Origin of the sequence: Corticimicrobacter populi, assembly GCF_003123725.1 — a bacterium.
GTDB lineage: Bacteria > Pseudomonadota > Gammaproteobacteria > Burkholderiales > Burkholderiaceae_B > Corticimicrobacter > Corticimicrobacter populi.
This window is the reverse complement of record NZ_QETA01000001.1, coordinates 206,564-220,889: the sequence shown is the minus strand read 5'-3', so window position 1 is coordinate 220,889 and position 14,326 is coordinate 206,564. Positions and strand designations below refer to the sequence as shown.

Here is a 14,326-nt window from a genome sequence, read left to right as displayed (position 1 = left end):
CTCATCAATTGCGTGTCAGGGGAAAACGCACCGCGCGCAACGGCAACCTATCCCAGCCCGTTACAGGACCGCCCAGCCAGGTCTGCTCGCCCAGTCGCGACCAGCCCTGCCCCAACGTGGCAGCGCGCCGCTGCCCGGGCACGATCAGCAAATGCAGCATGCAGCGCAAAGGCGCTTCAAGGTAATGCGCCAGCGTTTGCCGGATACGCTCGAAACCGGCGGCACCCGGCAACAGATCCATGAATGCATCGGCCGTCACCGGACCGACCACGATCAACAGATTGCCGGCCCGGTCGCGCACGCGCTGTCCGAGCACAGCGCACTCACCCAGTACATGGGCCTGTGCACCCAATCGGCATTGCGCGACATGCGGGATGGCAACGGCACGTTCCGCGCAGGGCTCTACCCGCACCGGCGCCCCCTTGAGCAATTGCCCAAGCAGGCTTTCCAACCCCAGGGCAGAACGCGGCCGCTGGCCGAACAGGCCGGCATACGGCAACAGGGCACGGGCCATCGGTGCCTGCTGTGGCCGTGCCTGCAACCCAACCAGCGCAAAAAGCTGATCCAGCCGCGCCATGTCACCCTGCTCATCGATCTGCAGCCACAGCCGATATTTCTCCCAGGCGCGATACAGCAGCGGGTACAGGGCAGCATGCAGAATGTCGAGAAAGTCCCGCATCGACGACTGCCCCTGCATGGCTTCGTCGATCAGATCCTCGGTGTAGAAAGTGGGCAAAGGCGAGGTCACGCCGTACAGTCCGAAAAAATTGGCCTCGACCTGCCACTGCCCGTCTTCGTCACGCCGTGCCGACTGCACATCGGTTTCGGGAAAGGCCAGACTCAGCGTCGGCCTGACCCGTACCCCAGCATGAAACGCCGCCTCATCGCCCTGCATCCGCCGCAGCAGACGCAGCAACTGGAAAAATGCATAGTTATCGGCCTCCAAAGACAGGCCCGTGCCGGTATCCCCAACACCCTGTGATACCGTCGTCATAGCAACCGTCCCCGGCCCACCTTGGCGGGCCATGACAATTGCTCTCCGGTTTCACCGTCGGTCAGCGTCAGCGCCGTGAACGTATTGACGGCGGCACAACTGGCAAAGAACTCGTCCAGCATTGCACCGAACAGGAAAACAGCGCCCGGACCTGCAAAATGACTGCCTCTGCAGACAACCTCGATGGCACTGCCCTCGACTGCCATGCCGCGTGCCAGGCGACGCTCCTGGCGTACCTGCACATCCTGCAGTGCATCGACCTGCCGCTGGCCAGCCGCCTGGCGATAATCACTGCCGCGCTGCCAGGAAAGGTACAGGCTCAGCAGATCACGCAGGTGCTCACAATCGGCCAACGTGACATGGTTGGCATTGAGATGGGACAGGACACGCCACAACAGGGTGCCCTGCCCGGTCGGCTCGCGATAGGGCGTCACCCCCATGATGTTGGTGCAACCCACGCGGGCCGGGGAACTGTCGGTCGCCTGGCCGATCTCGCCCAGCCGCAAACCGTCCGGACGCGGCCCATCGGTACACAGCAGGTTGACGGATACGGTCCGCATTGCTCCGGCATCGCCCTGATGCAGCGGAAAAGAGAGATAGCAGTCATAGCCACTGCCTTCGTTGAGTGCCGGCTTGAGCCGCATCTGATAGGAAGGCGCACCGCCTGCCAGCGCGCTGAAAGGCTGGTAGGTAGATTCCTGCCCCTGCGCGGTGCGCCCGCGCACATCCTCGATACTGAAAATACGACGCTGCCCCCGCCCTTGGGATACCGGCTGGATACGATACGCCGGTTGCCGGTGATCAACCTGCAACGGATGCGCATCATGCCGATACAGGTTGACGGCCGGCGTCGCATTGAGCACCAGGCTGGACTCCGTCAGATCCGGAGCCCAATCCGGCAGGCTGTCCAGCACCAGCCGGAGCTGCAACAGGTCGCCACGGCGCTCACGCCAGGCCGACAAGCCTGTCAGATCCACGAACAGCAGTTTTTCGGGCAAGGCAAAATAGTCATACAGCAGACGCCATGCAGGATGCGCACCCGCAGGCCAGGGCACCAGCGCTTCGGCCTGCTCGAAACCAGCTGGTCGCAGGGCCGATGCCGGCAGTCGCTGGGGAGCCTGATCAGGCGCGCTCATTTCGATCCGCGTCACCTGCCTCATCAGTACGCGATAGAGATTCGCGGCCTCGGCCAGACTGCCCCCCAGCCAGAAGCGCAGACGATCCCCGCGCCACTGTGCCGCCATGCCGGGCGCAAACTGCAGGTTCAGACGCAAGGCTGGCTGTCCGTTGCCCCGCTCCCAGCTCAGGCCGGACATTGCCAGCGGCTCGATATCGACCTGCTGGGTTGAGCGAAATATGGCCCGTTCTCCATCGATGGGCACCGAACCGTAGGCCGTCCCGACCGGAACCCGGACTGCGCGGGCACCATCGGCCGGGGCATTCAGGCGCAATATTGTCATGCAGGGCATGGGCCGCAGAAAATGCGGAAACAGCATCTGCGCCAGTGTCTGGGTAAACTCCGGGAAATCGTCATCGAGTCGCTGATGTACCAGCCCGGTCAGGAAGGCCACCCCCTCCAGTACGCGCTCAACATCCGCATCCACCGCCGCCGAGCTGCCCAGCAAGGGAGCCAGGGCCGGATTGCGGCGGCCGAACTCGGCGGCCAGCGTGCGTAGATTGTTCAATTCCTGCTCGTAGTACGGATTCAGCATCTCGACTCCCGATGACCTGCTGCGCCAGCGCTACTGCCGCATCAGGGAAACCCGGCCCGACGCGGACACCCGCGTTGCCAGGCGAATTGGGACAATCCTGTCACTGACCTCTATGCTGCCCTCCAGCGTAAAGCTCAATGACAGGACCTCCGTGCCGGACTCTGCCAGCTGGATGCGCACGGCTTTCAGGCGCGGCTCGTAGCGCGCGACCATCCGTGTCATGCTGGCAGCCATTTCCTGGGTCGTGCCCGCCACCGACGAGCCTGCCAGGTTGGTAAAGTCAGGAACGCCGAAGTCCGGATCGATCGGCACGCTGCCCTGCCGCGTATTCAGGATGCGCTGCAGGTGGGCGCGGATCGATTCGATCAGGACCTCGACGCGAGTCTGATGCGAACGCGCCTGGCCATCGCCCAGGCCGGAGATGCGTTCGAGCAGTCTCTGTTCCTTCATGGAGATACCCGCGTCAGGCCTTGGGTGCCAGCCAGGAGTCCTCGGCCTCGATGCCGTCGGATTCCCAGGTCCAGACGATCTTCTCGTAGGTCAGGCCGATGTCTTCCATATGACCGTACTGCCGGTTTTCAGGTGCCAGGCAATTCGGCACCCAGGTACGGGCCGACACGATCACGGCCTTTTCCAGCTTGATGGTGTAGTACTTTTCTTCGGTGCCCTTGGGGCTGATCCGGTAGAACTCCAGGATCACTTCCTTCATCTGCTCACCGGAGGTAAGCGCCTGGAAGATCTTGGGCGAAGACTTGTCGATCTCCTTGGTCAGGGTGATACCCAGGTGCTGGCGCTTGCCGGAAGGCAGGCCGGTCTGGGGATTTTTGGGCAGTTCGACCAGATGCTCGACGGCCTGGACCAGGATTTTTCCCTTGTGGCCCTGGACTTCGCTGGATCCTTCGATCTTCCCTTGCTGGTTGCCTTCCAGCGTCAGATAGCATGGCATTGGCATGATATAGTGCTCCTTGCGTTGAAATTGGCCGGCGTCGCGCCTTGCACGTCACGTCGCCGGTACAGCCGCCCCCGGGAGCGGCGCCCGTCGCCGCTCCAACCACGGGGACCTTCCCCTTTCGGGGTGTCTTTACGATTTGTCCAGCTTGCCGACCAGCGACAGCGTGAACGACGCCCCCATGTACTTGAAGTGCGGCCGCACACGCAGCCCCACCCGGTACCAGCCCGGATCGCCCTCCACGTTCTCCACCGCCACTTCCGCCTGGCGCAACGGGCGACGGCTGCGCACGCCGGCTGTCGGGTTGTCCATGTCGGCCACGTACTGGCGGATCCAGTTGTTCAGCTCGGCCTCCAGGTCGTTGCGCTCCTTCCAGGTGCCGATGTTCTCGCGCTGGATCACCTTGATGTAGTGGGCCAGCCGGCTCACCACGTAGATATAGGGCAACTGGGTGCCAAGCTTGTAGTTGGTCTCGGCCTCCTTGCCTTCCTTGGTGTTGCCGAAGAACTTGGCCTTCTGGGTCGAATTGGCCGAGAAGAAAGCTGCGTTATCGGTGTTCTTGCGCATGGTCAGGGCAATGAAACCCTGTTCTGCCAGTTCATACTCGCGCCGCTCCGACACCAGCACTTCGGTCGGAATCTTGGTCTGGGTCTCGCCCATGGCTTCGTAGTGATAGACCGGCAGATCACCGACTGTCCCGCCGCCCTGCGGGCCGACAATATTGGCACTCCAGCGATACTGGGCAAAACTGTCGGCCAGGCGATCGGCAAACGCAAAAGCGGCATTGCCCCACAGGAAATCACTGTTGCCGGTACCCACGCCTTCGTTGTAGTTGAACTTGCGTGTCGGCACTGTATCCTCGCCGTAGGGCACGCGCAGCAGGAAATGCGGCAACGTCAGCCCCACGAAACGCGCATCGTCCGACTGGCGAAAGGCATTCCACTTGGCATATTGCGGCCCCTCGAAAACTGCATTGAGGTCCTTGAGATTGGGCAGCTCTGCAAAGCTGTCCACCCCGAAGAACCGGGGACCGGCCGCTGCGATGAAAGGCGCATGGGCCATCGCAGCCACGCCTGCCAGCGACTGCAGCAACTTGATGTCCTGCGGTCCGGGACCAAACTCGTAGTTACCGATGATGCTGCCGAACGGCTGGCCACCGAACTGACCGTACTCGGCGGTGTAAACCGTCTTGTAGAGGCCTGAACGCACAATATCGGGTGCATCCTCGAAATCCTCGAGCAACGCGTCCTTCGACACATTCAGGATGGCGACCTTATTGTTTTCGCGGAAATCCGTGCGGTCGACCAGGAACTTCAGCGAGCGCCAGGACGATTCCAGCTTCTGGAACTGGCTGTCGTGCAGGATGGCATCGACCTGCCGGCACAGCTTGCGGTCCAGGCCTGCAATCATTTCATCGATCAGCCCCTGGCTGACCTTCTCCTCGGCCCGGCCCGGTTCGAGCAATTCGGCCACGAATGCCTCCAGTCCCTGGCGAGTGATCGCATAGGCATCATCTCCCGGACGTACCCGGGTCGCCTCGATCAACTGATCGATCAGGGAATTTCCGCTCTCGGTGCCACCTGCTGCGGCATGGGTCTGTGCTTGCTTTGCTTCGCTCATGATGCGTCCTTGCCTTGGTCCTTGACACCCAGTTCGGCGAGCAGCTGCGTACGAGCCGCATCGCTCTGAATCAGTTGCTGCAGTTGCTTGCGAAACTCGGGCAAATTGCCCAGCGGGCCCTTGAGCGCCTTGAGCGCATCGCGCAACGCCACCAGTTGCTTGAGCTCAGGCACCTGCTCGACCAGGGCGTCAGGCTCGAAATCACGGATCGAATCGAATTTGAGATCAACGCTGAGGCGCTCATCGCTCTCGCCCTGTTCGGCCAGTACATTCGGCACGGCCAGCGACAGAGACAGCCTGTGCGCCTTGAGCACATCGTCGAACGAATCCTTGTCGACATTGACAGGCGTGCGTTCATCCAGCGGCTGCGACTCTTCGCGCAGTGTGAAATCACCGATGACCAACTGCTTGAACGGCAGTTCAACATCCTCGCGAGCATCGCCCACGGACGACTTGTAAACGATATTGACCCTTTCCTTGGGGGCCACGGAACCCTCTGAAGCCATGTGCTTCTCCTATCTCAAGATGGTTGATGCTCTGGGGATGCATACCGCGCTACTTGCTGTGCGCTGTCATGCAGACGGGACAGTGCCGATGCCAGCAGCGTCTGTGCCGACTCGGCCTGAGCTGTGGCACCAGCCAGCGCAGTTGCCAGTGCCACCATGCCGGCAGTAGCCTGGGCAGGGACTGCCTCGGTACGATGCGTCGGCGTGGCAACGGGAAAAGCATTGCCTGGTGCCGACACGTCGATAGAAGATTGCGCCATGAGTCCTGCCAGCCAATGTCGGGTTTCATCGTCGGCAAAGGGCGTGCCATCCGAAAATGCCAGCATCTCAAGCCCAGGCAGGCGTGCCAGCAATGCAGAGGTTTCCCGAGCCACGGCACCGGCGGCTGCCTGGCACTCCGGCAAGGCATGCAACGCGACATGCGCGGCACGATTCAGGTCGAGCCAGAAACGGCAGGTCGGCAACTGGGCTTCCGCATATTGCAACAGCGCATGCTGCTCGCCACCTGCCAGGCGCTGCGCCAACTGTTCCCGCTGGCGCTCCTGGGGGGCGGGAATGCGTGTTACCCCCTGCTGTGCAGGCGGTACCTGCTCAATACCGGACCAGACCCGGACACGATTCAGGCGATACCAGAGCGCAACCTGCGGATACAGCCTCACGCCCGCTTCCAGCGGCCCGTCCATGGCATCCATCACCTGATCGAGCGCACGCTCCAGCGCCTCGGGTGCTGCATCGTCGTCCATGTCTGGCCTGGGCACCGTGAACGGCGTCACTCGTGTCTCGGCAGTCTCCACTGGCCCGGTTGCAGGACTGGCAACCGGCAACGCTTCCGTTTCCTCCAGCGTCGCCACAACGGCCTCTTCCTGCGCGTCGAGCCCGGCATCCTGCACAGGCCACTGTGCCAGTCGGCGCAGGATGCCCATTACCGGCGAGATTTCGTCATCCCTGGTCTGCCAGATCTCGTCGATTGCCCGCCAGTCGGCCAGCAATACAGCATGTGCCTCCGCTTCAATCGGAGACAGATCCTGGTCTGCGGCCATGAAGCGCTCTATCTGTTCAGCCAGCCACTCCATCTGGTTGCGACGGGTCCGCAGACGCGGCGGCAGCATCTCGTCCCAGGCATACCTGTGCAAGTCAGCCAACACGCGGCTGCCGGCCACCAGACCGGCCCCTTGCTCCGTATAGAGCCAGGCTGCCAGCAACCAGCAGGCGACAGAGAAGTCCTTCGCCTCCTCACGCAAATAGCGCTGAGCCAGCAAGGCCACTCGGGGCCAATCGGGCATGCCGGCCGCATGCATGCTGGACAAGCGTCTGATCTCGGCCTGCAGCGCAGCGTACAGCTCACCCTCCCGCGGATCGTGATCCGCAGGGTGTGACGCAATCGCGCATTGTCCGAGTTCGCTGTCCAGTTGCTGCATCCGGCGCTCCTTGTTTGTCAATGGACCGAATGCTACGCAACATTACGTTTAATTATCGTTTATTGGTTTTCGTTAAGAAAAATGCATCCTATAGTTACGTTAAACGCCTGCTAAACGCTTTTGCCGCGACGATTGCTTCTTCACAGCGGTATAACCAGACGCTCACAGATTTCCTCGACCTGCTTGCCTGCCACACCATGCCCGCTACGCCGCCCGCCTCCCTTGACGCTCCAGCCGATTCCGCCCCCGCACTCCTGCGCCTCATGGGCGGATTCAACCTGACCATCCAGGGCGTCGACTGCAGCCATCGGCTGAACTATGACAAAGTCCGACTGATGCTGGCCGTCCTGGCACTGGCCCAGGCACGGCCCGTCACGCGGGCCCAACTGGCAGCCATGATCTGGCCCGACACCGAAACAGCAGACGGACGATCCCGCGTACGCCATGCCCTGCATACCCTGCGCCAGGCATTCGAAACCCTGCCCGAGGCGCTGGAAGCAGACAACACCCGTATTACGCTGCGAACCGATATGGTGCAGGTGGATGTCCTGAGCCTGCTGGGCGACGAGTCCACGCCTTTCCGGATTGACGACCCGCAGTGCCTGTCGTGGTACCGGGGGCCCTTGCTGGACAGCCTCAACCTGCCTCCGTCGGATACCGTACAGGCATGGCGTCAGGGCTGGCAGGCACGCATCGAAATCGAAATGGCCCAATGCCGGCAGCGACTGATAGAACGCTATGTTCAGGAAAATGACCTGCCCAGGGCCATCACCGATACCAAGCGCTGGATCGAACAATGGCCTGAAGACGAAGCCTGCCACCGGCAACTGATCCGCCTGCTGCTCGAAACCGGTCAGCGCGAAGCCGCCATGCTGGCCTTCGAGCACTGCAGCCGCATCCTCGGAGAACGCCTGGGTGTGCCACCATCCCCGGAAACCCAGGCCCTGCTTGGACTGACTCCACGACAGGCGATCATCGTCACAACAACGGCAACACGGCACCATGAACGCGACTTTCGTCCGCTGGCCATCGTGGCCGTCACGCTGAACTGGCGCACCCCGACGCGCGACGCAGAACTGGCAGTCGAGATACTGGAGCAGACGCGCCATGCCATATCAAGTGAAATCCAATCTGCAGGTGCCTGGTCTGCCCCTGCCAGCGGCAACACTTTGCTGGCCTACTTCGGTTATCCCGAACTGGTCGAACGCCCGATCGAGAATGCCATCGACCTGGCCCGACGGCTGTCCGGCCTGCCCATGCATGAATCGGTCAACATCGGCATCGGCCTGCATGCCGATATCGCACTGACCAACGCCGATAAGCACCCCGATGCTGCTGGCCTGATGGAGCAGGCCGCCACGCCACTGTCGTGGCAAGCTCGCCATCGGGAAATCCTGCTGAGCCAATCGGCCCTGCAACGCCTGCCGCCTCGGCAATACATTACGCTCAAGCGTGCCGGACGCACCGACCATGTGCTGGAACACAGGCCCGGCACGGCAGTCGTGCCGCGCCTGCATGGCCGCAGCCGTGAATTCGATCACCTGGCACAGCAATGGATGCGCCTGCTGCCCGGTCGCCCTCCGACCGGCATCGTGCTGACCGGCTTTGCAGGCATCGGCAAATCCCTGCTGGTCGATGCGCTGGCCGAATACGCGGCCAAGACTGAGGGTCACTGCCTCCGGCTGGAATGCCGCGATGCATGGCGAGCCCAGCCGCTGCAGCCTATGCTGCACTGGCTGAGAAACCAGCTCGAGGCCGGCTCGGCCCGCCTGCCCGAAGAATCCGCCAGTACAGTCACCGAGCGCCTTTACGAGCAGTTCGGGCTCAAGCCCGGGCAGGCCGCGATGATTGATGCCCTGCTCCAGTCTTCCATACGCCAGCCCATTGCGTCCGACATGCTCGAGGCACTGGGAGCTGCCCTCCTGCACGAGGCCGTCCATGGCGGACAACCGCGCCTGATCGTCGTCGAAAACCTGCAATGGGCCGATCCTGCCACACTGGCGCTGCTGCGAGGGCTCCTGGGCAAGCCCCAGCGAACACCGCTCATGCTGCTGGGCACCTCCCGCCAGCAACCCGCCGACGACCTGTGCCAGACACTGCAACTGGGGCCACTGAACGAGATCGACATGGCGCAATTCGTCATGCACCGGTCGCGCCAGATCAAATTGTCGCGCAAACAGCGCCAACACGTCATGCAACTCAGCCATGGCGTCCCGCTCTATGCCCTGCAACTGATGCGCCAGACAGCCCAAGACCTGCCCCTGGATCATTCCTCGTCACTGACGGACACGCTGTGCCTGGTACTGCGGCAGCTTGACAGCGGCACACAGGAAATCGCTCAGTTGATCCTGCTGCTGGATGAGCGCCCCGACAGCGCGACGCTGGGCCGCATCCTGGCCCTGTCCAGCGACAGCATCGACACCGCGCTCGTTCGGCTGCGACATGACGGTATCCTGATGACTGCAGTCGATGGCCAGCCCGAATGTCCTGTACTGGTACGCCTGGCCCTGCGACGCACGGTGCCGCGACGCACGGCCCAACGTCTGCATGCCCTGATTGCCCGCCACATGATCGATAACGATGCCCTGGCGACGCGTATCGCGCCGCACATGGAACAGGCCGATGATCCAGCGACCCCGCTTTGGTGGCAACGTGCCGCACGACAAGAAATTCTGGAACGCCAGCCCCGCCGTGCCAGTGCCAGCCTTGAGCGCGCCCTGAGTCATGCCCATCGCATCGACACCAGCGAAGCACGCCGCCTGTTTGAATTCGAATGCCAGTTGTTCCTGGGCGAACTGGCCTCTGCCACGACCGGACCCGGTGCAGCGCAAACCGCCCGAGCCTACGAAGCCGCCAGCAGGCTGGCTCCCGCCGACAATGCCAACGCGGCACTCATGGGACTGTGGGGACAGTGGATCGTCAGCCAGCACACCGGACGCTATACCGAGGCACTGGAACTGGCACGACGCCACCTGCGAGTCGCCCTCGACCTGCAGCACCCCGAGGCCGAGGGCTGGGCCCACTATGCCATCGGCCAGACCTATCTCTGGTGCGGCCACCTGAGGGATGCAGAACACGCGCTGGAACAGAGCATTGCCATTCTCTCTGCCGTACCTGCCAACGATGGCTCCAATATTTATGGCCAGCATGCCGCTGCCTTGACTCACGCCACTCTGGCCCTGTGCCAGGCACTGCAGGGACAGGGCGAGCAAGCCTTGCTGCGCTGTCAGGCCGCCATCCAGATGGCCATGCAAAGCGATGCCGGTGTCACCCTGGCAGGTTGCCTGTTGTTGTGCGCACGCATTCATTATCTGCTGGAAGACATTCCGGCCGCAGCCGCACTCTGCCAGGGGCTGCTGCCGTACATGCCGGCGACGGACCAACCCGATCCATGGCAGTCGCTGACTCGTGCCTATGCCGCCCTGCCCCGTGCGCTCGACGGCCAGGACACGGCAGCTCTGGAAGAACTGCAGTCCACGTTGCCCGTCATCCAGGCGGGTATGCCGACGCTGCTGAACTCCCAGCTCTGCCTCGTGGCACGCGCCCTGATCGCACACCGGCAATTCGATGCCGCCCAGGCTCTCCTGGATCAGGCCGACGAGATCAACCGCAGCCAGTCATCCTATACCGTCGAACCTGAAATCCAGTGTCTGCGAGGTGATATCTGGCTCGCCTCCGGTCACATCCAGCAAGCGTGCAGAGCCTGGAGCCTGGCACGGGAAAACGCCTTGCGTCACGGCCTGCTGCCCTACGTATGCTGGGCAGATCAGCGCATCCAGAAGTGGCCTGCCCCCGATGAGCTCAGCCAGCCAGAATCTGCGACTGCGCCGCAATAACGATACTTCCCCCATGCCTGACCGGCTGCGACACAATCCGGCCAGGCATGGGCAAGCACTCAGTTCAGGCGCTTATCTCCATTCCATTTCGCCCTTGGCGACCTTGGCGCTCAGTTCCAACGAGCCGTCCCCACCCAGACCGGGATAGCGGGCCTGCATGGCCGCGATCAACTCGGCCGAATTGGCGGCCTTGGCCGTTTCCTCGTCGAATGCCTGGATATACTCGCTGGTAAAGTCAACAGCACCCACGCCCTCGGGCAGCGTTCCGACAAAATGGCCTGGAATCACGGTTGCCGGATTCAGCGCCTTGATCTGCGCCAGCGTTTCGAGCCATTGCTTGTGCGACTCCGGCGTCTGGGTGTCAGCCATCCACACATGCTCCCCCCACAGCACCGGAATGCCTCCCGCCACGGTACGGATCGACGGAATCCAGACCACGGTGCGATCCGGCGTAGCGCCGTCCAGGCCAATGATCTTCAGTTCCTGGCCTTCCAGCGTCAACGTATCGCCTTCCAGCGGCTGCGGCACAACGATCTTGCCAGGGGCATTCTCGCCCAGTTGCGGCCCCCAGACCTTCAGCTTTTCATCCTTGGTGGCCTCGATATGGGCAATGGTCTGGGGTGTTGCCAGAATTTTTGCCTCCGGAAACGCGGCCTGCAGTGTATCCAGCCCAAAGTAGTAGTCAGGATCACCATGGCTGATATAGATGATGCCCAGTTTCTTGCCACTGGCCTTGATCTGGTCCGCCAGTTTGCGGGCCTGTTCGGCGGAGAACTGGGCATCGATCAGGATAGCCTCGTCCTTGCCCTGCACCAGCACCGACGACACGGCAAAAATGGCCGCCTCACCCGGATTGAACACCTCGGTGGTCAGAACCTCTGCCTGTGGCTGCGCAGAAGCAGGCTGAGCCGCCGGTGCTTCCTGGCTCACGGCAGCCGCAGGTGCCTTGCTGGACTCATCGCTGCAGGCTGCCAGCGCCACGGCCAGCGCGGCAACGGAAAAAGCGCATACGTTTTTTTTCATGCCCATGTTTTTCTCCTGGATGATTGATTGGCTACACACAACCGGATCGACTGTCCGGCAAGTCTTCGGCTACAGCCATGCATCTTATCTGCCTCTCATCAAAAAACAAATACAACACATTCAAACTTACCGTATCGAAAAAACAAACAATGAACATCATGCCAATCGCTCTGCGCTATGCTGGATTACCCCGCCTGAAAAGTTGCCGTACACTTCAAGGTTTCCTTCCTGAAACATCCTGACACCATGAGCGCAGCTCCCTCGCACCACACCGCCCACGATGGGCAGGAAGAGCCGACCCGGCTCGCCCGCAACCTCAGCAACCGCCACCTGCAACTGATCGCCATCGGTGGTGCCATCGGCACCGGCCTGTTCATGGGTTCAGGCAAGACGATCTCGCTGGCCGGGCCTTCCATCCTGCTGGTCTACGCCATCATCGGCTTCATGCTGTTCTTTGTCATGCGGGCACTCGGCGAACTGCTGCTATCCAACCTGCACTACCGCTCCTTTGCCGACTTCGCGGGTGACCTGCTCGGTCCCTGGGCCAAGTTTTACACCGGCTGGACCTACTGGCTGTGCTGGATCGTGACCGGCGTGGCCGATGTGGTGGCGGTGGCCGGCTACATGGCCTTCTGGTTTCCGGAACTGGCGCTATGGATACCGGCACTGGGCCTGATCCTGGTCTTGCTGGTGCTCAACCTGCCCTCGGTACGCAATTTCGGTGAAATCGAATTCTGGTTTGCACTGATCAAGATCATCGCCATCGTGGGCCTGATCGTGACCGGCATGTTCATGCTGCTGACCCAGTTTGCCCTGCCCGATGGCACACGAGCCTCGATCACGCACCTATGGGCCAATGGCGGCTTCTTCCCCAACGGTTTCATGGGCTTCGTGGCGGGTTTCCAGATCGCCGTCTTTGCCTTCGTCGGCATCGAGCTGGTCGGCACCGCCGCCGCCGAAACCGAAAATCCCGAGCGCAATCTGCCCAAGGCCATCAACTCTATTCCCTGGCGCATCGTACTGTTCTATGTTGGCGCGCTCTTCGTGATCATCACGGTCACGCCCTGGGACCGCATCAGTCCCGAGCACAGCCCGTTTGTCGCCATGTTCTCGCTGGCCGGCCTGAGCATCGCCGCCCATGTGGTCAACTTCGTGGTCCTGACCTCGGCGGCCTCCAGCGCCAACTCGGGCATTTACTCGACCTCGCGCATGATCTTCGGTCTGGCCGACAGCGGCCATGCTCCCAAGAAGCTCGGCGAGCTCAACAAGCGCAAGGTGCCCGTGAACGCCCTGTTCTTCTCGTGCATCTTCCTGCTGTCGGGCGTCGCCCTGTTGTATGCAGGCAAGAGCATCATCGAAGCCTTCACGCTGGTCACCACGATCTCGGCCGTGCTGTTCATCTTCGTCTGGTCGATCATCCTGGCATCGTACATCCAGTACCGTCGCACGCGCCCCGAGCTGCACGCACGCTCGCACTTCAAGATGCCAGGCGGTGTGCCGATGGCCCTGGTCGTCTTCGCCTTCTTCGGCTTTGTGCTGTGGGCACTGGCCCAGAAACCCGATACGGCCCTGGCGCTCGTCGTCACGCCGCTCTGGTTCGTGTTCCTGGGTGTGGTCTACTTCTTCATCCGCAACAGGCGCAAGGGCTGAGCCCGATCATCAGGACTGGGGCCGATTGCGGCTCCAGGAGCGATCCCACAGAACATCCTGGCCCCCCGCAGCGGCATTGAGGCTGCGGGCCAGCACGAACAGCAGGTCGGACAGGCGATTGAGATACTGCTGTGGCAGAACACCGAATGTCTCCTGGCGCGCCAGCGCCACCACCGACCGCTCCGCCCGACGGGCCACCGTACGCGCCACATGCGCCAGTGCCGCCGCACGGCTGCCACCAGGCAGGATGAATTCACGCAGGGGCGGCAATGCCGCGTTGTAATGCGCCAGCATGCGATCCAGGCGCAACACATGCGTTTCCTGCAGCATCACATGACCCGGAATGGCTAGCTCACCGCCCAGATCGAACAGGTCATGCTGGATAGCCAGCAGGTCCGTGCCAACCGGATCCGGCAGGGTTTCGGCCAACAACACGCCCAGATGACTATTCAATTCGTCCACGTCACCCAGGGCAGCAATGCGCAGTTCATCCTTGGACACCCGCCGCCCATCGCCCAGGCCAGTCGTACCATCGTCTCCGGTACGGGTTGAAATCACACTCAGGCGGTGCCCCATGCTCATGCTCCAGATATATCAGGTCAATACAGATTCAACGCG

Annotated in this window: 11 protein-coding genes; 2 read left to right on the top strand and 9 right to left on the bottom strand. The window is 62.1% G+C overall.

Going from position 1 to position 14,326, the window contains the following annotated elements; genetic code table 11:
- Positions 1-4: 4 nt before the first annotated feature.
- The 7 genes from tssG to DD235_RS00950 all read right to left on the bottom strand — a co-directional run bounded on the left by tssG (position 5) and on the right by DD235_RS00950 (position 7,199).
- Positions 5-994 (bottom strand): type VI secretion system baseplate subunit TssG, encoded by a 990-nt coding sequence (tssG, locus tag DD235_RS00980; protein ID WP_109060199.1) that lies wholly within the window; start codon positions 992-994, stop codon positions 5-7.
- Positions 991-2,706 carry a type VI secretion system baseplate subunit TssF gene (gene tssF / locus DD235_RS00975; RefSeq protein ID WP_109060198.1) on the bottom strand — a complete coding sequence of 572 codons (1,716 nt, stop codon included), beginning with the start codon at positions 2,704-2,706 and terminating at the stop codon, positions 991-993. The genes tssG and tssF overlap by 4 nt, the downstream gene beginning before the upstream one ends.
- Positions 2,707-2,736: 30 nt before the next feature.
- On the bottom strand, positions 2,737-3,156 hold the full coding sequence (gene tssE / locus DD235_RS00970; protein WP_109060197.1) for a type VI secretion system baseplate subunit TssE: 420 nt from the start codon (positions 3,154-3,156) through the stop codon (positions 2,737-2,739).
- A gap of 13 nt (positions 3,157-3,169) precedes the next feature.
- Complete coding sequence (locus DD235_RS00965) at positions 3,170-3,658, bottom strand: Hcp family type VI secretion system effector (protein ID WP_109060196.1); 489 nt, start codon at positions 3,656-3,658, stop codon at positions 3,170-3,172.
- A gap of 129 nt (positions 3,659-3,787) precedes the next feature.
- Positions 3,788-5,275 (bottom strand): type VI secretion system contractile sheath large subunit, encoded by a 1,488-nt coding sequence (tssC, locus tag DD235_RS00960; protein ID WP_109060195.1) that lies wholly within the window; start codon positions 5,273-5,275, stop codon positions 3,788-3,790.
- The gene (gene tssB / locus DD235_RS00955; protein WP_109060194.1) at positions 5,272-5,781 is read right to left on the bottom strand and encodes a type VI secretion system contractile sheath small subunit; all 510 of its coding nucleotides are present in this window, start codon (positions 5,779-5,781) and stop codon (positions 5,272-5,274) included. The genes tssC and tssB overlap by 4 nt, the downstream gene beginning before the upstream one ends.
- Positions 5,782-5,795: 14 nt before the next feature.
- Positions 5,796-7,199, bottom strand: a complete 1,404-nt coding sequence (locus tag DD235_RS00950; RefSeq protein ID WP_109060193.1) for a TssA family type VI secretion system protein — start codon at positions 7,197-7,199, stop codon at positions 5,796-5,798.
- A gap of 197 nt (positions 7,200-7,396) precedes the next feature.
- Between DD235_RS00950 and DD235_RS00945 the strand changes: the two genes are divergently transcribed.
- Entirely contained in the window at positions 7,397-11,035 is a 3,639-nt protein-coding gene (locus tag DD235_RS00945; protein ID WP_162300378.1) for an ATP-binding protein, read from the top strand.
- Positions 11,036-11,107: 72 nt separating this feature from the next.
- Here the strand turns inward: DD235_RS00945 and DD235_RS00940 are convergent, their stop codons facing one another.
- Entirely contained in the window at positions 11,108-12,058 is a 951-nt protein-coding gene (locus tag DD235_RS00940) for an MBL fold metallo-hydrolase (RefSeq protein WP_109060953.1), read from the bottom strand.
- Positions 12,059-12,304: 246 nt separating this feature from the next.
- Between DD235_RS00940 and cycA the strand changes: the two genes are divergently transcribed.
- Positions 12,305-13,708: a D-serine/D-alanine/glycine transporter gene (cycA, locus tag DD235_RS00935; RefSeq protein ID WP_109060191.1), complete on the top strand. Its 1,404-nt coding sequence runs from the start codon at positions 12,305-12,307 to the stop codon at positions 13,706-13,708.
- Positions 13,709-13,717: 9 nt separating this feature from the next.
- On the opposite strand, the gene DD235_RS00930 is transcribed toward cycA, so the two are convergent.
- Complete coding sequence (locus DD235_RS00930) at positions 13,718-14,284, bottom strand: cob(I)yrinic acid a,c-diamide adenosyltransferase (RefSeq protein WP_109060190.1); 567 nt, start codon at positions 14,282-14,284, stop codon at positions 13,718-13,720.
- Positions 14,285-14,326 lie beyond the last annotated feature (42 nt).